Raw genomic sequence first — 21,353 nt, forward strand, 5'->3', positions numbered from 1 at the left:
CGGGGGCGGGACCCCCGGCGCGCCGTCCTTCCACGCGATGTGGGCCGATCTCGCCCCCATCGGGCGGGACGCGGGGACCCGTGGTTACCGCCGGCACGCCTGGACCGCCGCCGACTCCGACTGCCGGGCGTGGTTCCGGGCCCAGGCCGAGACGCGCGGTCTCACCTACGAGGCGGACCGCAACGGCAACCAGTGGGCCTGGCTCGGTGACCCCGCGGCCGGGGACGCCGTCGTCACCGGGTCGCACCTCGACTCCGTCCCCGACGGGGGCGCCTTCGACGGCCCCCTCGGCGTGGTCTCCTCCTTCGCCGCGCTCGACGAACTGCGGGGCAGACAGGCGCGGTTCACCCGGCCGCTGGCCATCACCAACTTCGGCGACGAAGAGGGCGCGCGCTTCGGGCTCGCCTGTGTGGGCTCCCGGCTCGCCGCCGGGCAGCTGACCCGTGAGGCCGCGCACAGCCTGCGGGACGCCGGCGGCGTCACCCTCCCGCAGGCGATGGAGGCGTCCGGGTACGACCCGGACGCCATCGGGGCCGACCCCGAGCGGCTCGCCCGCATCGGCGCGTTCGTCGAGCTGCATGTCGAGCAGGGCAGAGCGCTCGACCTGTCCGGCGACCGCGTCGGGATCGCCTCCGCGATCTGGCCGCACGGCCGCTGGCGGTTCGACTTCCGCGGCGAGGCCAACCACGCCGGTACGACCCGTCTCGTCGACCGCCGCGACCCGATGCTGACGTACGCCGAGACCGTCCTCGCCGCCCGCCGCGAGGCCGAACTCGCGGGCGCGGTCGCCACCTTCGGCAAGATCTCCGTCGAGCCGAACGGCGTCAACGCCATCCCCTCGCTGGTCCGTGGCTGGCTGGACTCGCGCGCCGCCGACCAGGCCGCCCTCGACACGGTCGTCACCGCGATCGAGCGGGCCGCCCGGGAGCGGGCCGCCCGGGACGGCGTCGATCTGAGCGTCGTGCGGGAGTCCTTCACGCCCGTCGTGGAGTTCGAGCACGCCCTGCGCGACGAAATGAACAAGATCCTCGGCGGGGCGGTCCCCGTGCTCGGCACGGGCGCGGGCCACGACGCGGGTATTTTGTCCGGTTCGATCCCGACCGCCATGCTGTTCGTACGGAACCCCACCGGCGTCTCGCACTCACCGGCGGAGTTCGCCGCCGAGGACGACTGCGTCGCCGGTGTGCTCGCACTCGCCGACGTACTGGAGGGCCTCGCGTGCAGGTGACGTACTGGGCGGAACACGCCTGGCTGGAGACGAACACCGAGCCCGGCGTGGCGCTCGATGTGAGCGACGGCCGGATCACGGCCGTCCGCAAGGGGGTCGAGGCCCCGCCCCAGGGCGCGACCGTACTGCGCGGCCTGACGGTCCCGGGCCTCGCGAACGCGCACTCGCACGCGTTCCACCGGGCGCTGCGCGGGACCGTGCAGGTGGGCTCGGGGACGTTCTGGACCTGGCGGGAGGTGATGTACCAGGTCGCCTCACGGCTGACACCGGAGTCGTACCACGCGCTGGCCCGCGCGGTGTACGCGGAGATGGCGCTGGCCGGGATCACGGCCGTGGGCGAGTTCCACTATCTGCACCACGCGCCCGGCGGCGTCCCGTACGCCGACCCGAACGCGATGGGCGAGGCGCTGATCGAGGCGGCTGCGGACGCGGGCATCCGGATCACACTGCTCGACACGGCGTATCTGTCGTCCGGCTTCGGCGAGGCCCCGAACGACCACCAGCTGCGGTTCTCCGACGGGACCGCGGACGCGTGGGCGGAACGGGCCTCCCGGCTCAAGGGCCGGGAGCACGCGCTGATCGGCGCGGCGATCCACTCCGTACGGGCCGTACCGGCCGCGCAGCTGGCGACCGTGGCCGAATGGGCCGCGGCGCGGAGCGCGCCCCTGCATGTCCACCTCTCGGAGCAGACCGCGGAGAACGAAGCCTGCCTGGCGGCCCACGGCTGCACGCCCACCCGCCTCCTCGCCGACCACGGCGTGCTCGGACCGCGCACGACCGGCGTCCACAACACGCACCTCACCGACGAGGACATCGCGCTGCTCGGCGGTACGTCGTCGGGCACCTGCATGTGTCCGACGACGGAACGCGACCTCGCGGACGGCATCGGGCCCGCGGCGGCGCTCCAGAAGGCGGGCTCCCCGCTGTCGCTAGGCAGCGACAGCCACGCGGTCATCGACCTGCTCGAAGAGGCGCGGGCGATGGAACTGAACGAACGCCTGCGCACGCGCACCCGTGGCCACTGGACGGCCGCGGCCCTGCTCCGCGCGGCGACCTCGGACGGCCACGCGGCCCTGGGCCGCCCCGATGCCGGCCGCCTTGAGCCCGGCGCGCTCGCCGACTTCACCACGGTGGCCCTGGACTCGGTCCGCACGGCGGGCCCGGTGCCGAGGCTGGCGGCGGAGACGACGGTGTTCGCGGCGTCGGCCGCGGATGTGCGGCATACGGTGGTGGGAGGCCGTCATGTCGTGCGGGACGGTGTGCACGCGGAGGTGCCCGATGTGGCGTCGGCGCTGTCCGCCGCGATCGCCTCACTGCGGGACTAGTCCGGACACGCCCACGGACGGGACTGGTCCGGACACGCCCACGGACGGGACTGGTCCGGACACTCCCACGGAGAGGAACCCATGAGCACCACCCTGATCACCAACATCCGCAGCCTCGTCACCAACGACCCTGCCCTCGGCGATGCCACCCCTCTTGGCCTCCTCCCCGACGCCGCCGTCGTTCTCGACGGCGACCGCGTCGCCTGGGTCGGGCCCGCCGCCGGAGCGCCCGCGGCCGACGAGGCGGTCGACGCGGGCGGCCGGGCCGCGATCCCCGGGTTCGTCGACTCGCACTCCCACCTCGTCTTCGCCGGCGACCGCACCCAGGAGTTCAACGCCCGCATGTCCGGCCGGGCCTACTCCGCCGGCGGCATCCGCACCACCGTCGCCGCCACCCGGGCCGCAACCGACGAGGAACTGAGCGCCAACGTCGCCAGGTACATGGCCGAGGCCCTGCGGCAGGGCACGACCACCTTCGAGACCAAGTCCGGCTACGGGCTCACCGTCGAGGACGAGGCCCGCGCCCTGCGGATCGCCGCGTTCCACACCGACGAGGTCACCTACCTCGGCGCCCACATCGTCTCGCCCGACTACGCCGACGACCCGGCGGCCTATGTCGCCCTCGTCACCGGCGAGATGCTCGACGCCTGTGCTCCGTACGCACGTTGGGTCGACGTCTTCTGCGAGAAGGGCGCGTTCGACGGCGACCAGGCGCGCGCGATCCTCACCGCAGGCAAGGCGAAGGGCCTGCACCCGCGCGTCCACGCCAATCAGCTCGGCCACGGACCGGGCGTACAGGTCGCCGTCGAACTCGACGCGGCCTCCGCGGACCACTGCACGCATCTGAGTGACGAGGACGTCGACGCGCTCGCCAACAGCTCGACCGTCGCCACGCTGCTGCCCGGTGCGGAGTTCTCCACGCGCGCGCAGTGGCCGGACGCCCGCCGACTGCTCGACGCGGGCGCGACCGTGGCGCTGTCCACGGACTGCAACCCGGGCTCGTCGTTCACCTCGTCCGTCCCCTTCTGCATCGCGCTGGCGGTACGGGACATGGGGATGACCCCGGACGAGGCCATCTGGTCGGCGACGGCGGGCGGTGCCGCCGCGCTGCGCCGCACGGACGTCGGCCGCCTCACGCCCGGAGCCCGCGCCGACCTGGTGCTCCTCGACGCCCCGAGCCATGTCCACCTCGCCTACCGCCCCGGCGTGCCGCTCGTCTCGGACGTGTGGCGTCAGGGCAAGAGGTGCCGGTAACTGCCGCGGTGCTCCCGCAGGCAGTCGGCGAAGGACTGGTAACTGCCGCGGTGCTCCCGCAGGCAGTCGGCCAAGCACCGGGCCGGGCGGCCCGCGCGCCGCGGCAGCGTGTCGCGGACCACGGTCATCGCGCCCGCCGCGCTGCGCCGCACGGACGTCGTCCACCCCGCGCCGGTCCGCGCTAACTCTCCTTGTCCGTCGGCCCGGTGCTCGGCGGTCCGGCTTCCGGCGGCCTGGGGGCTTCTGCGGTCGGGCTCGGGGCCGAGGTTTCGGTCGGGCTCCCGGCCGGGCTTGCCGTGGGGCCGGGAGGCGGGCTGCCGGCCGGACCGTCGGCCAGCCCCGCCGTCGCATCGGGGGCGGGCTCCGATTGGTCCTTGTGCGCGAGCGCGTTCATGATCAGCAGCGCGCCCGCCGCCAGCGCCCACACGCCCAGAAGCAGCGGGGTCAGCCACGCGGTGAACGGCCCGGCCAGCGAGATCACCGCCACGGCGAGGCCCGCCCAGGTGAGCCAGGCCGGTATCGCCTGGGTCTCCTGACCCGCGCGCCAGAGCCCGAACAGCATCACGGCCGCGCCCACCATCGAGGCGATCATCGCTCCGTACGCCACATTGAGCAGCAGGATCGAGATCAGCGCGGTCCCCGGGGCGACCGGGAAGGATTCGGAGTGGTTCGCCGTGATGCCGAAGATGTTCCCGGCGAGCGCCCCGATCAGGAGAAAGGCGGTGAAGACCGTGCCGCCCACCAGCACCAGGTGGGAGCGGTTGCCCGCCAGTCGGGAGAGTGCGACCAGGAAGAACAGGAAGAGCAGGCCCGCCACCAGCAGGATGTAGGCGGTGGCCTCCGCGGTGTCGCGGTTGCCCTCCTGGACGTAGTAGAAGAAGGCGCTCCTGAGCGCGCCGCTTCCCCCGGTGCCTGGTGTGTCCCACCAGAGGATCTGCCCGGTGATGAGCAGCGCTCCCGCCACCATCCCGGCGATACCCGGCCACAGGTCCCGGTGCTGGACGGGTTCTGCGCTCTGCGACGCCATCATCGTGGCCTCCCACGCGGACATCCCCGAGCAAGGGTGGTTTCATCTCATTTTGTCACCTCCTGCAGGGACGGCACGGCGGGCGTGGCACGGAGGGGGCGGCGGTCGAGGTGGCCCTGGGCGGTCGCTGAACCGCGCCTGCCGGAGCGCCGGCCCCGGCATCGCCCGAGGGCCCGGGGCCGCGCGCGCCCCGCGGCGCAGGCTCCCGCAGCGCCTCGGGTCCGCGGTCTGCCCGTCCCGGGCCCCGCTCGCCTCAGCCCCGTGGCCGTACCGGCAGCTCCTGCACACTGTTGCCGACGAAGCTCGCGTGTCGCGGCAGCTCCGCCTCCTCGATCGCCAGATCCAGCCGGGGGAAGCGTGTGAACAGCTGCTCCAGCGCGATCGTCGCCTCCATCCGCGCCAGCGGGGAGCCCAGGCAGTAGTGCGGGCCGTGGCCCAGCGACAGATGCCGTGCGCCGCCGCTCCTGGTGATGTCGAAGCGGTCCGCGTCCGGTCCGTGCGCCGAGGGGTCGCGTCCGGCCGCGGAATAACCGGCGAGCACCGGCGTGCCCTTGGGGATCAGCGTGCCGTCGACGGTGAGGTCCCGGGTCGGGTAGCGGAACGGGAAGAAGCTCACCGGGCTGTCCCAGCGCAGCGTCTCCTCGACCACGTCCGACCAGGCCGCCCTGCCGGACCGCACCAGCTCCAGTTGGTCCCGGTGCCCGCACAGCGCGCGCACCGCGTTGGTGATCAGGTTCAGCGTCGTCTCGTGCCCCGCAATGATCATCAGGAGCAGGGTGCCGATGAGCTCGTGCTGGCTGAGCCGGTCGCCGTCCTCCTCGCGAGCGGCGATCAGCGCGCTGGTCAGATCGTCCCCGGGATGCGCCGCGCGGGTCGCGGCGACCGTCCCGAGCACCGCCACCAGCTCGCGGTTGGCGGCCATCGCCTCCTTGGGACCGATGGACGTGCTCACCACCTGGTTCGACAGATGGTGCAACCGGTCCTGGTGCTCGGCGTCCACGCCGAGCAGTTCACAGATGACACCCATCGGCAGCGGCAGCGCGAAGTGGCTGCGCAGATCGGCGACGCCGCCGCCCTGCGCCGCCGCCTCGTCCAGGCCGTCGAGGAGCTGCGCGGTCACCGTCTCGATCCGCGGCCTCAGCTCCTCCACACGGCGGGCGGTGAACGCCTTGCTCACCAGCGACCGCAGCCGCCGGTGGTCCGCGTCGTCGGCGGTCGTCATCCCCTGCACGGTCGCGAAGGTCCTCAGCGGCCAGCCGTCGGGGATCCGGCCGTCGCGCAGCGCGGCGAAGTGCTCGGCGCCCTTGGCGACATCGGGGTGGGCGAGGAACTCCTTGAGCGCGTCGTGGCCGAGCACGGCCATGCCCTCCACGTCGCCGGGGAGCACGACGGAGGCGACCGCGTTGCGGGCGAGCAGCCGGGCGTTGTCCGCGTGCGGGCAGCCGCCGGCCGGGTCCATCCGGTGCGGGGTGTCACCTGAGGTGGTCAACTGCGCTCTCCTGACTGAGAGACGGACATGGGCGCTGACGGGCGTACGGAGGGCAGCTGCGGATCCGTGAACCGCACCGGAAGCGCCGCGAGTCCCTTGCTCCAGGGCGACTTGACCCATGCCAGCTCGTTCTCCGGCACCGCGAGCTCCAGATCCGGCAGCCGGTGGCGGATCGTGTCCACCGCGGTGCGGGTGATCAGCCGGGCAGGGTCCTGCGCCGGGCAGGTGTGCGGTCCGGCGCCGAACGCCAGATGCGAGCGGTTGCCGGTCACCGGGACCCCGTCGGGGGGCAGCACTTCGGGGTCCTGGTTGGCCCCGGCGAGGCCGAGGAGCAGCATGTCCCCGGCCCGGACCCGCTGTCCGGCGAAGTCCAGGTCGCGGGTGGCGTAGCGCGCGGGGAAGTTCTGGGTGGGCGGGAAGCGCCACAGGACGAGGTCGAGGGCGTCGTCCACGCTGAGGTGCCCGCCGGTCAGCGAGGAGCGGAAGGCCGGGTCGCAGAGCAGGATGCGCAGGGTGGTGGCGATCCAGTTCACGGTGGTCTGGTTCCCGGCGACGAACATCACCACCAGGTTGTGCAGGACCTCTTCGTCGGTGAGCCGTGCGGGATGGTGCAGCAGGGCCGAGGTGATGTCGTTGCCGGGACAGCGCCGTTTCTCGTCGATCAGCGTGAGCAGGATCGCGCCCATCCGCTGGCCGGCGTTGACGGAGTCCGCGTTGGCGACGACCATGCCCGCGATGGCCTGCACCAGTTGCTGGCCGGTCTGTTCGTCCACCCCGAGCAGACCGGTGATCACCTGCATCGGCAGCTTGCGGGCGTAGTGCGGCACGAGGTCGGCCGTGCGCCGCTCGGCGAACGAGGCGATGAGCTGCTCGGCCGCCGCCCGTACGCTGCGGCGCAGTTCGTGCCCGTTGATCCCGGCGAGCGCGTCGGAGACGGCCGCCCGCATCCGTCGGTGCTGCTGCCCGTCGGCGAACAGCAGCGCGGGCCGCCAGCCCACGAGGGGCAGGATCGGCGAGTCCGGGGGCACCCGGCCCTCACGCAGCAGGCGCCAGCGGCGCGGGTCGTGCGAGAAGTCCTGCTCCTCGCGCGTCAGCCGGAGCAGTTCGCGGTGGCCGAGCACCAGCCATGCCTCGATGCCGGGCGCGACCGTCACCGGCGCGACCGGGCCGTGCTCGCGGCGCAGTTCCTCGTACAGCGCGGGCAGTGCGTCGCCGTCGAGATCCGGACCGTACAGCGCGGTGGCCGCCGGGCAGCGGCCACCGGGTCCGGCCGCCCGGCGTGGCGGCGGCGGGGGGTGCAGCGTGCTCATGAGGTCTCCGTCGCGGCGTTGATGAGATGGCTGACAAGGGCGATCAGTGCCCGGACGGAGGAGCGCGCGTCACGGGCGTCGCAGGCCACCAGCGGGGTGTGGGGGAGCAGGTCGAGGGCTGTCCGCAGATCGTCCTCGTGGTGCTGCGGACTGCCCGGGAAGACATTGACCGCCACCGCGAACGGCAGATCGAGATCCTCCAGATTGCCCAGGGCGTCGAACGACGCGGACAGATCGCGGGTGTCGACCAGCGCCAGCGCGCCGAGCGCTCCTTTGGCGAGATCCCGCCAGGCGGGCAGGAACCGCTGCTGGCCGGGGGTGCCGAAGAGATAGAGCACCAGGTCGCCGTCGAGGGTCATCCGGCCGAAGTCCAGGGCGACGGTGGTGGTCGTCTTGGCCCGGTCCCCGCCGGTGTCGACGCGCGCGCCCGCCCGGGTCATCACCGCCTCGGTGAACAGCGGCTTGATCTCCGAGACCGTGCCGATCAGCGTGGTCTTGCCGACCCCCAGCGGGCCGACGACGAGGATCTTCGCCGCGCCCGCGACGCTGGACGTGACGTACTTTCCCGACGGGCTCGCCTGGTTCGGCTGTCCCGGCTCTGCGCCCGACACCCTGCCGGGGGCGTCAGAGTCGGCTTTCGAGGCCATGGAGGACCTTTCTGAGCATGGTCACATCGGCGCGTTCGGCCGGCGGAATGGGCGGGCGGATCACGATCAGGCCCCACTCGACGAGGTCGGCCAGGAGCACCTGCACCACCGAGGGCGGCTGGCCGAGGTGCGCGGCCACCTCGGCGACCGAGAGCAGACCCTGACAGTGCGACAGGATCGTGTGGTGCTCCGGCTGGAGGGACGCGGGGAAGGCGGCGTCCGTGGCCATCACCAGGGTCTCCCAGGACAGCGGCTCGCTTCCGGTGTCCGCGCGTCCGCCGGTGATGACATACGGACGGACCGCCGACGTCGTGCGTTCCTCCGGGCGGTCCGTCATGACGACGGGGTCACCGGATCTCGCGGCTGGCTGCTCAGATGCGCGCCGATCTTCGCCACGAGCAGCTGCATCTGCTGGGCGACCAGGCCCACGTCGGCCTCGGTGTCGGTGGCCACGCCCAGGTGCGCGCCCACTCCGGCGTGGGTGAACAGCACGAATCCGTGCTCCGACTCCAGCATCAGCTGGCGCACCGCGGCGCCGCCGCCGAACAGCAGCGCGGCGGTGGAGCGTCCGGTCATGGTCATGGCGGCGCAGGCCGCGGAGAGCGCCTCGGCCTCACCGACGCTCAGCGAGGCCACCGGTCCCGAGAGGTTGTCGGCGGACGCGTGTCCCAGCCGCAGTCCGTCCTCGGAGACGACGACGGCATGCCGGACGCCCGGGATCTCGGTCAGCGGGCGCAGCATCCAGCCCAGGTCGGGAAGTCTGGTTATGGTCCCGGTCACGGCCGGCCTCCATCGTGCTCGTCGGGTGCTTCGGGGTCCTGAAGGGCCGCGCGACCCCGTCGCGATCCGGACACGACGCTGGCGATCGACGCGCGCGCCGCCTCCGGGGTCCAGGGGGACGAGGGTTCGGGGGCCTGCGCGGGCTGCGGGTGGTGCAGGGCCTGCTCGGCCGCGGCCTCGGTGGCGGCGCCGCGCCGGCTGCGGCGGCGGGGGAGCGCGCCGGGCGGGGCCGGCTGTGTCTCGGCGAACTCGGACGCGCCTCCCGCGAAGCCGGTCCGCGCTCCGGCCGCGCCTCCCGCGCTCCCCGGCCCGGTGCCCTGCTCCGGGGCCTCGGCGGCCCGGGGCGGGCCCGCGATGTGCGACAGCGGCTCCGTCAGCAGCCGGTACGGCACGAAGGCCACCGCGCGCGTGCCCCCGTACGCCGAGGCGCCCGTCAGCTCGACGTTGAAGCCCAGCTCCCGGCTCCACCGCCCCACACAGGCCAGGCCCAGCCGGGGAACCGCGCCGAGCCGTGCCAGGTCCAGTTCCTCCCGCAGCTGTCCGGTCGCCTGCTGGAGCACGTCGGGCGGCATGCCCAGGCCAGCGTCGTCGATCTCCACCACCGCTCCGGCGCCCACCTCCCGGACCGTGACCACGACCTGGGTGCGGGAGGGGGAGAACACCGTGGCGTTCTCCAGCAGTTCGGCGATGGCATGCATCAGGCCCTCGACCGCGGGCGGCACCACATAGAGCGTCTGACCGCCGTGTACCTCGATCCGGCCGAACTCCACGATGCGGGACTGCGCGCCCCGGACACAGTCGTAGAGCGAGACCGGCTGCGTCTCGCGGCGGGCCGGCCAGATACCGCACATCACCAGCAGGGTCTGGGCCTTGCGGGTCATCTGCGAGGCCGCGTGGTCGGCCTTCATCACCTCGGCCATCAGCCGGGCATCGTCGATGGACCGCTCGACGCGGTCGAGCACCTGCTGCTGGACCGTGGCCATCGCGTGCATGTTCCGGGCGACGGACTCGAAGGCCGCCTGCACCGAGTCCCGCAGCGCGCGCTCCCGGCGGACCGCCACGTCGGAGCCGAGCGCCGCGACGACCGAGGCGAGCGCCCTGGCGAAGTCCTCGCCGGTGTCGGCGTCGGGGGCGAGAGGCCCGGGAATCCGGTCCAGCCGCTGTCCCGTGCGCACCCGCTCGGCGATCGCGGGCGCCCGTACCGCCGCGAGATGGGCGACTTCGGCCCCCCGTGCGGCGGCGAGGGCCTGCTCGCGGGCGTGCCCGGCGCGCTCGGCCCTCAGCTGCCGCGAGAGCAGAAGCACCCAGGCCAGGAGCAGTACGGCGGCGGCCACGCAGCCGCCCGCCAGCATCTGCCGCCACTCGGCGCCGGTCCAGCCCACCAGTGCGGCGGCTGCGGCGGCGACGGCCACGGCGAGCGCCCACCACAGGCCGCCTCCGGTTCTCGGCGCGCTCGTCATGACGGCCTCGACAGGACGATCTTGCTGACCATGACCACGGAGACAGAGCCCTTCCAGGACACGCCGAACTCCCGCGGGGGATCGGGAGCAATCAGATCCTACGATCAACAGAGCCGCGTTCGAATGTCAGTTGTGCAACTCCTGCCCCAGGGAGCCCCGCCCCCATCCGCCACTCGAACACCGTCCGCATCCCCCTTTCTGTCTCCTTCACGGATCCGTCACAAGAAGGGTGACGATCCCTATCCTGTGGCGATTTCGGTCGGTACCGTCCTACTCGGGGACACGCTCATGGGGCGGGACCGGGGGTCGAGTTGAGCGATGCACGCAGTGGTGTCCGCATTCGTGTGATGAAACCGGATGAACTGGGCGAGACGGAGATCGAGGCGTGGCGTGGGCTGCGCGACAAGAGCGACGCGCCGGCCAATCCCTTCATGGAGCCCGAGTTCACCCGGGCCGTCGGCCGCGTGCGGCCCGCCGCCAGGGTGGCGGTCCTGTGGGAGGACGGCGAGATGGCCGGCTTCTTCCCGTTCGAGCGCGGACCGCTCGGCCTCGGCCGGGCCGTCGGCCTGGGGGTCTCCGACGCCCAGGGCGCGATCCTGCGCCCCGGGCCGGCGATGGCCCCCCGCGAACTGCTGCGCGCCTGCGGCCTGTCCACGTGGGAGTTCGACAACCTGGAAGCGGGCCAGCAGCTGTTCCGGCCGGCCTCCGCGGAGGAGTTCGCCTCTCCCGTCATCGACGTCGGCGCCGGATACGCCGCGTACGAACAGGTGCTGCGCGCCCAGTCGCCCAAGTTCCTCAGGACGACGCTGGCCAAGGAGCGCAGGCTCGGACGGCAGGCGGGGGAGCTGCGCTTCGTCTTCGACGAACGCGACCCGGCCGCGCTGCGCACGCTCATGGAGTGGAAGTCCGCGCAGTACCGCAGGACCGGCCGCAGGGACCGCTTCGCCAAGGAGTGGATCAACACCCTGGTCCGGCAGCTCCACGAGACGCGCACCTCAGGCTGCTCAGGCGTCCTGTCCGTGCTGTACGTCGCCGACCGTCCGGTCGCCGCGCACTTCGGGCTGCGCTCACGCACGGTGCTGTCCTGCTGGTTTCCGGCGTACGACCCGGAGTTCGCCAAGTATTCGCCGGGTCTGATCCTCCACCTGCGGATGGCCGAGGCCGCCGCCGCGGACGGCATCGGGCTGCTCGACCTCGGGCGCGGGGCATCGGAGTACAAGGACTCGCTCAAGACCGGGGAGCTGCGGGTCTTCGAGGGCGCGGCGGTCCGGCCGGGCCTCGGAGCGGTCCTGTACCGGCTGCGCCGCGAGCCCTCGCGCCATGCCCACCGCTTCGTACGCAACCGGCCACGGCTGGCCGGATTCGCGCAGCGGACGCTGAAACAGGTAGGCAGGCTCCGAGGTCACTGACCAGACTCCGAAGCCACCTACAGTACGAAGACAGGCGGGGGAGAGCGCGGCGAGTGGAGCGAAGGGGCGCGCATCTGTCGGGTCGCCGGACACCCCCGGCGCCCCGGAGGAGAACCGAGCCGCGAGGAGGACGCAGCCATGGACAGCACACCGCGCAGATCAGGCACTTCGCACCAGGCCGGAAGCGCACCGCAGCCCGCCGACGCACCGAACGGACCACGCCTCGCCGAGCTCAAGGTCACCGAGCTGGACCTCGAAGGGCCCGACGGCGCCGTCCTGAGCTTCGGCCCGGCCCTGCCCGGTGGCCCTCCCGTCCGAGGCGGCGACGTCTACACACTCGTGCGGCTGCGCGGCCGGCCCGTCGCCACCGTCGTCTGCCGCATCCCGCCCGGCAAGGACCCGGCCGACTCCGTGGCGGCCACCGCACGCGCGAAGCTCGCGGGCCGTGAGCCGCCCGCCCCGCCGCCTCCGGGCGATCTGCCCCGGACGAGCGTCGTCGTCGCCACCCGGGAGCGCGCCGACCAGCTCGCCCGGGCGCTGGACTCGCTCCTCGTCCAGGACCACCCGGACTTCGAGGTCGTCGTCGTCGACAACGCGCCCGCCACGAGCGCCACCCAGGACCTTGTCGAGCGCAAGTACGGCGAGTGCGTGCGGTATGTGCGCGAGTCGGTGCCCGGGCTCGCGATCGCCCACAACCGGGGGATCGCCGTAGCCGACGGTTCGGTCATCGCCTTCACCGACGACGACGTCATCGCCGATCCGCACTGGCTCACCGCGCTGAGCGCCCCCTTCGCCGCCGACCCGGGCCTCGGCTGCGCGACCGGTCTGATCCTGCCCGCCAGGCTGCGGACACCGGCGCAGATCCTCCTGGAGAGCCACGGCGGCTTCGCCAAGGGCTTCGAGCCGCGTGAGTACGACCCGGCGCGCCCGCCCGCCGACCAGCCCCTCTTCCCGTTCACCGCAGGCAGCTTCGGCTCCGGCGCCAACATGGCCTTCCGGGCCGACGCACTCAGGGCCCTCGGCGGCTTCGACCCCGCCACCGGCACCGGGACCCCCGCCAGAGGCGGCGACGACCTGTACGCCTTCGTCAGCGTCCTCGCCGCCGGACACCGGCTGCGGTACACCCCCGACGCGCTCGTCTGGCACCACCACCGCGAGACCTGGCAGGACCTTGAGAACCAGGCGTACGGCTACGGCGCCGGTCTCACCGCCTGTCTCACCGCCCTGCTCGTGCGTCGCCCCTCGCTGCTGCCCTCGCTGCTGCGGAGGCTGCCCCGCGGCCTGGCGCACGCCCGCACGATCACCGCGCACCGGGAGGCCGCCGGAGCCGCCGTGCCAGGGGAGCACGGCGCCCAGGACTATCCCTGGCCGCGCAGGCTGTCGCGCCTTGAGCGCCGGGGCATGCTGGCCGGGCCGTTCGGATACGCGAAGGCACGGCGGCGGGTGCGGGGCGTACCGCTCCCCTGGGACCGGCCGCGGCGTTCCTGGAGGGCCGGATGACGGCACCCCGGATCCCGGTCCTGCTCTACCACGCCGTGATGGAGGACCCGCCCGACTGGATCGCCGAATTCACCGTCACCCCGAAGGACTTCGGCGCCCAGCTGGACGCGATCGTGGACAGCGGCCGTACCCCGGTCGGGATCAGCGCGCTCGCCGGTCACCTCGCGGGCGCGTCCCCGCTGCCGGACCGGCCCGTCGTCCTCACCTTCGACGACGGTTTCGCCGATCTGCCGGGCCCCACCGCCGAGGCGCTGGCCGCGCGCGCCCTGCCCGCCACCGCGTACCTCACCACCGGCGCCATCACACCGGGCCGGCGCAGTCTGCTGCCGCCCGCGCCGATGATGTCGCTCTCCCAGGCGCCGCTCCTGGAGCAGTACGGCATGGAGGTCGGCGCGCACACCGTGACGCATCCGCAGCTGGACACGCTGCCGTCCGAGGCACTCCGGCGTGAACTGCGCGAGCCCAAGGCCGTTCTGGAGGATGTGCTCGGCCATGAGGTGGCGCATCTGGCCTACCCGCACGGCTACAACAGCCGGGCCGTCCGCAGTGCCGCCCTCGCGGCGGGTTACGCCTCGGCGGTCGCCGTGCGGCACGCCCTGAGCTCGGAGACCGACGAGGCCTACCGCATCGCCCGCCTCATCCTCCGCCGCGGCCACACGGTGGCGGACATCGAGGCGTGGATGGACGGGCGGGGAGCGCCGGTCGCGCCCTTCCCCGACTCGCTTCCCACGATCGGGTGGCGGCTCTACCGGCGCGCCCGCGCGGCCGTCAAGGGTCCGGTCTTCGCGGGCTGACGGGTGGCAGGACCCCGCCCCCAGGGCCTCTCGTCTGGATCTTGCCGGCTCTGATCCCGACGAAGGACCCCAGTCCGTACGGTCATGGCCTGACCTGGTGGAAGTACGGGTCGGACACGGCCTTCCTCAGGCTCTTCCAGGACGCGTCCCTGGCCAGGGAGAGATCGCAACCGGGCCCGGAGTCGCGGTAGTTCCACTGCAGCGCGGCCCTCACCCCGTCCAGTTCCTTCATCACGCGCGGCACCTGGGCGTACCACTGCGCCTGCGCTTCGGGCTCCGACGGGTCGTCCGCCGTGCCGAACTCCGAGAGCATCAGCGGCTTGTCCTTGGAGAGGTGCTCGCGGATCCAGTCGTGCGAGGCCGTCTGCGTCTGCTCGAAGCTCTGCCACCGCGCCTTGTGGCAGCGGTAGTAGTTGTACTGGTTGTAGCCGATCCAGTCGACGTACGCGTCGCCCGGATAGAGCTGGGTGAACAGTTCGCTGTGGCCGGTGTAGCCGGTGATGATCCAGGTCCACACCGCGTTGGTGACCCCCAGCTCACGGAACCGCTCGTGGATGTGCCGGTAGGCGGCGACGTACTCGGCGGGTGTGCCGTTGGCGGGGGTGCGGGTGTCCATCTCCAGGTCGAAGGAGAGGAAGAGCGGCTTGCCGTACGCCTTGATCCGCCGCGCCTGGACGTCGATCACGCCGCGGTCGAGTGCCCCCTCGGCGATCCGCTTCCAGCTCGGCTGCTGGGCGGGGGTGCCGTTCCACCACTTGCTCTCCCAGGACAGCAGCAGCATCCGGTCCTTGCCGACGCGCTGCTCCTGATCGGTCAGCAGCTGTCCTTCCTGGCTGCCGAGCGACATGTCGTGGTAGGCGTACACGATGTCCAGCGTGCGTCCGATGCGCTGCTCGTAGGCGAGGACCTTCTGTTCGAGGTCGGGTTTGTTGTGCCGTACGTACGCGCCGAACCAGGCCCCGCAGCGGGGCACGAGCAGCTTGGTCGGGCGGCATTCCGGGCTGTGCGCCGAGGGGTTGGAGCCGTCCGAGCCGGACGACTCCGTGAGGGCGAGTAATCCCACGAGCAGCACGCCGACCACGGCGGTGGACACGGCCCACAGCCGCCGCCGGTCGTGCGGCCCGCGATGGATGCCTGGCGCCCACGGAAGGGGGCGTCGGGGAAACCTCACAGAGCTGAACCTTTCTGTGGCGGCGAGGACGCGCGCGCGGTCGGTGTCCGGCCGGGCAGCTGCGGACAGCAGGCGGCGAGCATCGTCACAAGGGTGAGCAGCACAAGGACCCGCAGGCCGCTGAACACGTGCGCGGCCATCAGCGCGGTGGCGCAGATGATCGTCGCGCTGACGCTCAGAAGGCCGGTCAGGACGAGCTGTTCGAGGCGGTCGGAGTCGCGTGCGAAGTCGGGGTCCCAGCTCTCGACCGGGCCCACGGCCCGGCGGCGTCCGAGGGCGGGGCCGCAGACACGCAGGACGGCGGCGCCGGGACCGGCCAGCAGGAACACGGCGACGGGCGCGGCCCGCAGCGGCGATCCGGCGGCCAGCGCGGTGGCGCCGATGGCGCACCAGCCCGCGAAGGGCGGCAGCAGCCGGAGGGCGAGCGACTGGGGTCTCATGGGGTCCTCCTCGCGGAACTGCCGGGACCGGCCGTCTTGTCGGAGCTGTCCGTGCCGTCTGTGCCGTCTGTGCCGTCTGTGCCTTCCGTGCCTTCCGTGCTGTCCGTGCCGTCCGTGGGCCTCAGCTCGTAGACGACGCCTGCGCTGTTGCGGCCGACCTGCTGGAAGAGCGGTGAGGCGGCGACGGAGCTCTCGATGCTCCGCAGCTGTTCGCCGGTGAGCATGCCGTTCATCTCGGAGTTGGCGATCTGCCCCTGGGTGAGCAGGAAGTACGCCCGGCCGGGCGGTTCCACCGAGGCCATGTCCCGGGCCAGCGTCGTGGCCGGGTCCTTCAGGATGTCCTCGACATGACTCTTCGCGTCGTCGAGGAACCAGTAGTGCCGCACATTCCAGTACGAAGCGTATGCGAGCGGGTAATTGCGATGGGCGGCAACGACAAGAGAGCCCTCGGGCGCACGGTCGAATACCTGCCGGACCAGCGCGACCTCCTGCGGCGGGAAGTAACTGAGCCGGTCCTTGCCCGAATAGCTCGGTACGAACGCCGCCGTGAGCGCGAGCAGAGCCACCCCGGGAAGTACCGCGCGCAGGCCGCTCACGGACCGCGGCGCTCCGTGTCCGCCGGGCTCGGAGGCCAGCGGCCGTACATCGGGCAGCAGCGCGGCAGCCGCGAAGAAGCACGCGCCGGGCAGCATGAACAGCAGCACCCGGAAGATCATTTCGCTGCCGTAGTCGTTGGCGACCAGCATCAGCAGCGGGACCGCGCCCAGCAGCAGCAGCGGCCGGGCACGGTGGCGCAGCACCCGCCGGCGCAGCACCCCGGTCAGCGCGAGCAGCAGCACGGAGGCGGAGAGCAGCCGCGAGACCCAGGAGACGATCACGGGCCCGGTGCCGGTCGGCGTGGAGCCGTACCCCGTCTCCAGGTTGTGGCCGACATCGCCGAAGGAGTCCACCATCTCCGGCACCGCCTCCCGCAGGAACGGCAGCGACGCGGTGAGGTTCCAGGCGAGAAAGACCAGCAGCAACGTGATCAGCAGCGTCCAGTCGCGGTAGCGCCGGGTCACCAGCAGAACGCCGAGACCGGCCACCAGCATCACCGGGGTGAGCTGGTGGGAGATGACGATGGCCGTGATCAGCGGGACGAGCAGCGCGGTCCACACCGCCTGCCTGCCTCTGCGGCCGCGGCCCGGCCGCTCGCCACGGCGCAGGACGACCGCGATGACGCCGAGACAGAGCGCGAGGGCGAGCGACTGAGGCGAGAAGTAGTCCTGGCCCACCCAGTTGGCGACCTGGAAGAGCCAGACCGCGGTCCAGATGAGACGCCGGTCCTGGGTGAACGTGCGGTAGATCAGCAGCAGCGGCGCGAGCAGCATCAGACTGGAGACCAGCGGCCACCAGGCCATGTACATCGCGGCGTTCTCGACGCCGGTGAGCTTCACCAGAGCGGCCTGCGCGGCGAAGAACCCGGGCCACTGGTCGTACACCGCCATGTCGCCGAGCTGATCGCCGCGTTCGAGGCCGCCCGCGGTGAGCAGATGCTCGATGACGGCGTCGTGCTTCCACGCCCAGGAGTACAGCGGGGTGGGGTAGACGAGCGCCTGGGTGGCGCGCTCGATGACGATCAGTCCCACGGTGTACGCCAGCGCCCAGCCGTTGGCGCGCAGCGGATCGCGAACACAGACCCAGAAACCCGCGGTCAGCGAAGCGAGCGCGACCCAGAAGACCGCGGGCAGCGCCCCGACGAGCCCGAAGTCGCCGAGGTGCGAGGTGTCGGTGGCGGACACGGTGTACACCCACAGGGCCATGGCGACGGCCAGCGGGGCGGCGAGCCGCAGCGGCAGCGACCAGCGCGTGTGGTCGGCGGTGGGCAGATCGGCGAGATCCATGGCTGAGTCACTCGTGGCCCGCTGCTGGGGGGTGGCCGCAGGTCTCCCGGCTTCGGTGGCTGGCTGGTGCACGCTTGTCCCCCCGGTGGTTCAGTTCCGTGCCGGCGCCGAACGCGCCGCGCGTATCCAGATGAGTGCCAGTGCCGCGCAGGTGAGGAGCAGTTGGAGCGGGAGCGCGACGGGAGCGAGAGATCTCTGCAGGGCCCAGCCGCAGACCGCGAGCAGCCACAGCGCCCCCCACTGTGCCGCGACCGGCAGTCCGACCGCCCGCCCGATCGCCAGCACCGCCACCAGGGCGAACAGTTGGCAGAGGGTCGGCAGCCAGCGCAGCAGCGGCTCCGGGCCGTCGAGGCCGGCCGCCGACGCGAGGAAGCGGGCCAGCGTCTCGTACCACGCGCCCTCCACCGGCTCCGGTTCCCAGCCGAGGACCGCGGGCGCCGTGTGCAGGGCCGCGAAGGTGACCAGCATGCCCGCGCCGAGCAGCGCCGGGCGCGGCCGGAGCAGCGAGACGGCCGCGCTGTGGACGACGATCAGCAGCACCCCGGCGGTGAGGGTGACCGGTGGCAGCGCCCTGAGCAGCTGGGTGCCGGAGAGCTGGTCCATGGTGATGTCCGGGGCCCGCAGGAGCGGCACCCAGAACAGCACGGCCGCGAGCCCGAGGACCAGCCAGAGTGCCCCGGCCAGCCGTCCCTCGCCCGGAACGGACACCGGCTCCCCGCCCGCACGTCCGGACTCCTCGTCCGCGCGGGCCGCCGGATGCTGCAGGTAGACCGGGAAGCCGAAGGCGGGCGTGGCCGTGTCGTCGTGGACACCCCGCAGATACGCGGTCTGCTGGGCCCAGTCCTTGCCGTGCTCCTTGGCGTACTCCTCCGCCGCCTCCGCGCGGCGCTCGGCGGCCCGGCGCGCCCAGGTCGTGCCGTACTCCTCCTCCCGGGGGCCGCGGCGGCGCACCAGCCGGCTCAGCAACGCCGGCCGGGGCTCGCGGCCCGACAGCGCGGCACGCAGCCCGGGGGCGGACACCGCCGCCATCAGCGTCATCGACAGCAGCACCGCCCAGCCCGCGCCGGAGATCCCGGTCGGGCCGAGCAGGAGCGCGGCGCTGCCCAGCACGAGGGCGCACATCGTGCCCTGGAGTGCGGCGAGCATGCCCGTACGCCCCTGGACGCGCAGGACCCCGATGTACAGCTCGACGACGACCCGCGGCAGCGCGGCGGCGGCCAGCAGCCGCAGCACGGTGGTGCCGTGCTCGGCGTAGGCGTCGCCGAAGGGGGCGAGGATCTGGGGGGCGAGGACGACCAGGAACAGCACGACGGGCACCAGCAGCACGGTCATCTGGCGCAGCGCGCCGCGCACTCCGGCGGCCAGTGTCTCCGGGCTGTGGGAGGCGTGGGCGGTCAGCGAGGAGGCCATGTTGATGGCCATGAACTCCATCGTTCCGCCGACGGTGTACGCGATGTAGAAGAAGCCGTTGTGGGTGGCGTCGAAGCGGACCGCGACCATCACCGGCAGCAGATTGATCATCGCCAGCGAGAACAGCGAGCCGACCGAGTCACCTGCGAGGAAGCGGCCGATCTCGCGCAGCGGCGGCGGCTCGCGGTCACGGTCGGCGGCGGCCTGCCGGGGGATGAGCCTGCGGAAGATCAGCCAGCCGAGCGGGAGCACCGACAGGGCTATGGCCGCGGCCCAGGAGACGAAGATGCCCAGCACCGGCAGGGCGGTGGCGAAGGCGGCGAGCAGCAGCAGTTTGCCGATGGAGAAGGCGGCGTTGCCGACCGGCACCCATATGGCCTTGCGCAGGCCGGTCAGCACCCCGTCCTGCAGGGTCAGCAGCGCCCAGGCCACGCAGGAGGCGATGAACAGCAGGCCGGGCCCGAGCCCGCCGAGTGGCGCGTACGAGGGACCCCACAGGTCGAGCGTGAACAGAAAGCCCACCGAGGCGAGGCAGACCACGAGCGAGCTGGCGGCATAGGCCCGCCAGACCAGCGGTCCGGTGGCCCGCCCTGCCCGCGGTACGTACCGCACCACCGCGCCGATCATGGTGGTCGCGGTGAGGGAGGCCAGCAGCCGCATGGCGGCGATGGCGGCCGAGCCCTCGCCGACGGCGTCCTCGGTGTAGTAGCGGGCGGCCACCAGCCAGAAGCCGAGGCCGAGCGCGGCGGAGACGCCGGTGGAGAGCATCAGCGCGTAGGCGTTGCGGAACATCGAGTCGCCGCTGGCCTCCGCGCCCGCCGCCGCGTCCGCCCCGGTCACGTCCGGGGCGGGCGGCTCGGGCGGGGGCGCGGAGTCCGCGGGCCTGCGCAGCCGGGTGGTGTCAGACACCGTGCTCGCCCCACGCGGGCGGCACCGCGTCCCAGGCCGCCGAGGGCGGCCTGGCGGGCCGGGCGCCCAGTTCGGTGAGGACGGATATGGCGGTCTCGGCCTTGAACGGGTCTACGGGCAGCGCGTGCCGGGCGAACCAGGCGGCCGGCTCCGGCGCGGGCGACGGATCGGTGAAGACGTCGCCCGCGTACACGTCGAGGGGCGGGTCGTAGAGATAGCCGACGCCGATACGGCGCCGGGCGAGCGCGGCGATGGCCGCGTCGCGGTCCTCCACCAGCAGCGGTACCCGGAACAGCGGCTGCGCGGGGCCGGGCCGGGGCAGCGCCCACCGGGTGGCGGACAGCCGCCGGACGCCCTCCAGGTGGCCGGCCAGCCGGTGATCGAGGCGGGTCAGCAGCCGCTCGGTGCGCCGCAGCCGCAGCCCGCCCGGTCTGAGCCGGTAGTCGTGCATGTCCACCCGTATCCAGGAGTGGAAGTCCGCGAGCGCGGGGGCCGCGGACATCGCCTGCTTGAGCTCACCGGGCCGCAGCTCCATGCGGATGTCCTCGCGCTCCTCCAGGCCGAGCAGCCGCAGGGCGGCGCGGGCCGCCCCGATGAGCCGCAGTCCGCGCACGCCCGCCTCGGCGTACGGCCGCAGGGCGTAGGCCAGCTCCGCCGACAGCCGCGCGGGCCACAGGAGTTCGTCCCGTGCCCGCTCCAGTCCGGCCCGCAGGCCGGGGTCGGCGACGGAGAGGAACCCGCCGGTCTTGGCGCCGGTGTGCTTGGAGAGGCTGAAGACGGACGCGTCGCCGAAGCTCCCCACCGGCCGCCCCGCCACCTGGCTGCCGATGGCGTGCGCGGCGTCCTCGATCAGCGGGATGCCCAGGCCGTCGCAGCGGGCGCGCAGTTCGGGGGCCGGATCGGGAGTGCCGTAGAGATTGGTGGTGAGCACGGCGGACAGCCCGCGCCAGAGGGACTCGGGCACGGCCGCCATGTCGAGGGTGCCGTCCTCGGCCCTCAGCGGCGCCTGGACGGGACGCAGTCCGGCGGCGAGCAGCACAAAGAAGATGACGTCGTCGTTGACCGGCGACATGAGCACCCGCCCACCGGGCGGGCACCAGTGGCGCAGCGCCACATAGAGCCCCAGACGGCATGACGGCACATACAGACATTCCCTGCCCAGGCGGCGGCGCATCAGCGCTTCCAGTGGTGCGAACGCCGTAGGACAGCCCTCCCCAAGAGCCATGTTGTCCCCCCACTTGCCCCGCGCTCAATGTGGACCAATCGGGACTGCCCCGTCAATAACGGGGAAGGGCCCGTTCCTTGATGGAACGGGCC

Annotated in this window: 19 protein-coding genes; 6 read left to right on the forward strand and 13 right to left on the reverse strand. The window is 72.9% G+C overall.

Translation table 11 applies throughout. The features are described 5' to 3' along the window. Positions 1 to 37: 37 nt before the first annotated feature. The 3 genes from OG293_RS21575 to hutI all read left to right on the forward strand — a co-directional run bounded on the left by OG293_RS21575 (position 38) and on the right by hutI (position 3,807). On the forward strand, positions 38 to 1,228 hold the full coding sequence (locus tag OG293_RS21575) for an allantoate amidohydrolase (protein WP_406003669.1): 1,191 nt from the start codon (positions 38 to 40) through the stop codon (positions 1,226 to 1,228). Further along, positions 1,219 to 2,553, forward strand: a complete 1,335-nt coding sequence (locus OG293_RS21580) for a formimidoylglutamate deiminase (protein ID WP_406000422.1) — start codon at positions 1,219 to 1,221, stop codon at positions 2,551 to 2,553. The genes OG293_RS21575 and OG293_RS21580 overlap by 10 nt, the downstream gene beginning before the upstream one ends. Positions 2,554 to 2,634: 81 nt before the next feature. Continuing rightward, complete coding sequence (gene hutI, locus OG293_RS21585; RefSeq protein ID WP_406000423.1) at positions 2,635 to 3,807, forward strand: imidazolonepropionase; 1,173 nt, start codon at positions 2,635 to 2,637, stop codon at positions 3,805 to 3,807. Here hutI and OG293_RS21590 read toward each other — a convergent pair. The 8 genes from OG293_RS21590 to OG293_RS21625 form a co-directional block, all read right to left on the reverse strand. Then, a complete protein-coding gene (locus OG293_RS21590) occupies positions 3,786 to 3,959 on the reverse strand; it encodes a hypothetical protein (protein WP_406000424.1) in 174 nt (57 codons plus the stop codon). The two genes, hutI and OG293_RS21590, sit on opposite strands and share 22 nt — an antisense overlap. A 29-nt stretch (positions 3,960 to 3,988) precedes the next feature. After that, positions 3,989 to 4,858 carry a hypothetical protein gene (locus OG293_RS21595; RefSeq protein WP_406000425.1) on the reverse strand — a complete coding sequence of 290 codons (870 nt, stop codon included), beginning with the start codon at positions 4,856 to 4,858 and terminating at the stop codon, positions 3,989 to 3,991. A 229-nt stretch (positions 4,859 to 5,087) separates the two neighbouring features. Then, positions 5,088 to 6,293, reverse strand: a complete 1,206-nt coding sequence (locus OG293_RS21600; RefSeq protein ID WP_406003670.1) for a cytochrome P450 — start codon at positions 6,291 to 6,293, stop codon at positions 5,088 to 5,090. 26 nt (positions 6,294 to 6,319) lie between these two features. Further along, on the reverse strand, positions 6,320 to 7,633 hold the full coding sequence (locus OG293_RS21605) for a cytochrome P450 (RefSeq protein WP_406000426.1): 1,314 nt from the start codon (positions 7,631 to 7,633) through the stop codon (positions 6,320 to 6,322). After that, positions 7,630 to 8,280, reverse strand: coding sequence for a GTP-binding protein (locus OG293_RS21610; RefSeq protein WP_406000427.1), 651 nt, complete (start codon positions 8,278 to 8,280; stop codon positions 7,630 to 7,632). The genes OG293_RS21605 and OG293_RS21610 overlap by 4 nt, the downstream gene beginning before the upstream one ends. After that, positions 8,258 to 8,617, reverse strand: coding sequence for a DUF742 domain-containing protein (locus OG293_RS21615; RefSeq protein WP_406000428.1), 360 nt, complete (start codon positions 8,615 to 8,617; stop codon positions 8,258 to 8,260). The genes OG293_RS21610 and OG293_RS21615 overlap by 23 nt, the downstream gene beginning before the upstream one ends. Next, positions 8,614 to 9,060, reverse strand: coding sequence for a roadblock/LC7 domain-containing protein (locus OG293_RS21620; protein WP_406000429.1), 447 nt, complete (start codon positions 9,058 to 9,060; stop codon positions 8,614 to 8,616). The genes OG293_RS21615 and OG293_RS21620 overlap by 4 nt, the downstream gene beginning before the upstream one ends. Continuing rightward, positions 9,057 to 10,520, reverse strand: coding sequence for an ATP-binding protein (locus OG293_RS21625; protein ID WP_406000430.1), 1,464 nt, complete (start codon positions 10,518 to 10,520; stop codon positions 9,057 to 9,059). Before OG293_RS21625 ends, OG293_RS21620 begins: the two co-directional genes overlap by 4 nt. A gap of 347 nt (positions 10,521 to 10,867) precedes the next feature. Here OG293_RS21625 and OG293_RS21630 point away from each other — a divergent pair, with 347 nt between their 5' ends. The 3 genes from OG293_RS21630 to OG293_RS21640 all read left to right on the forward strand — a co-directional run bounded on the left by OG293_RS21630 (position 10,868) and on the right by OG293_RS21640 (position 14,223). Next, complete coding sequence (locus tag OG293_RS21630) at positions 10,868 to 11,929, forward strand: GNAT family N-acetyltransferase (protein ID WP_406000431.1); 1,062 nt, start codon at positions 10,868 to 10,870, stop codon at positions 11,927 to 11,929. Between the two features lie 138 nt (positions 11,930 to 12,067). After that, positions 12,068 to 13,429: a glycosyltransferase gene (locus OG293_RS21635; protein WP_406000432.1), complete on the forward strand. Its 1,362-nt coding sequence runs from the start codon at positions 12,068 to 12,070 to the stop codon at positions 13,427 to 13,429. Then, a complete protein-coding gene (locus OG293_RS21640) occupies positions 13,426 to 14,223 on the forward strand; it encodes a polysaccharide deacetylase family protein (protein WP_406000433.1) in 798 nt (265 codons plus the stop codon). Before OG293_RS21635 ends, OG293_RS21640 begins: the two co-directional genes overlap by 4 nt. 82 nt (positions 14,224 to 14,305) lie before the next feature. Here OG293_RS21640 and OG293_RS21645 read toward each other — a convergent pair whose 3' ends face one another. The 5 genes from OG293_RS21645 to OG293_RS21665 all read right to left on the reverse strand — a co-directional run bounded on the left by OG293_RS21645 (position 14,306) and on the right by OG293_RS21665 (position 21,210). Continuing rightward, complete coding sequence (locus OG293_RS21645; RefSeq protein WP_406000434.1) at positions 14,306 to 15,316, reverse strand: glycoside hydrolase family 26 protein; 1,011 nt, start codon at positions 15,314 to 15,316, stop codon at positions 14,306 to 14,308. Between the two features lie 74 nt (positions 15,317 to 15,390). Next, positions 15,391 to 15,834 carry a hypothetical protein gene (locus tag OG293_RS21650; RefSeq protein ID WP_406000435.1) on the reverse strand — a complete coding sequence of 148 codons (444 nt, stop codon included), beginning with the start codon at positions 15,832 to 15,834 and terminating at the stop codon, positions 15,391 to 15,393. After that, positions 15,831 to 17,717, reverse strand: a complete 1,887-nt coding sequence (locus OG293_RS21655) for a glycosyltransferase (protein ID WP_406000436.1) — start codon at positions 17,715 to 17,717, stop codon at positions 15,831 to 15,833. The genes OG293_RS21650 and OG293_RS21655 overlap by 4 nt, the downstream gene beginning before the upstream one ends. 90 nt (positions 17,718 to 17,807) lie before the next feature. Continuing rightward, positions 17,808 to 20,036 carry a lipopolysaccharide biosynthesis protein gene (locus OG293_RS21660; protein WP_406000437.1) on the reverse strand — a complete coding sequence of 743 codons (2,229 nt, stop codon included), beginning with the start codon at positions 20,034 to 20,036 and terminating at the stop codon, positions 17,808 to 17,810. After that, on the reverse strand, positions 20,029 to 21,210 hold the full coding sequence (locus tag OG293_RS21665; protein WP_406003671.1) for a DegT/DnrJ/EryC1/StrS family aminotransferase: 1,182 nt from the start codon (positions 21,208 to 21,210) through the stop codon (positions 20,029 to 20,031). The genes OG293_RS21660 and OG293_RS21665 overlap by 8 nt, the downstream gene beginning before the upstream one ends. Between the last annotated feature and the right edge of the window lie 143 nt (positions 21,211 to 21,353).

The sequence above is a fragment of the Streptomyces sp. NBC_00829 genome (assembly GCF_045161795.1).
Classification (GTDB): domain Bacteria; phylum Actinomycetota; class Actinomycetes; order Streptomycetales; family Streptomycetaceae; genus Streptomyces.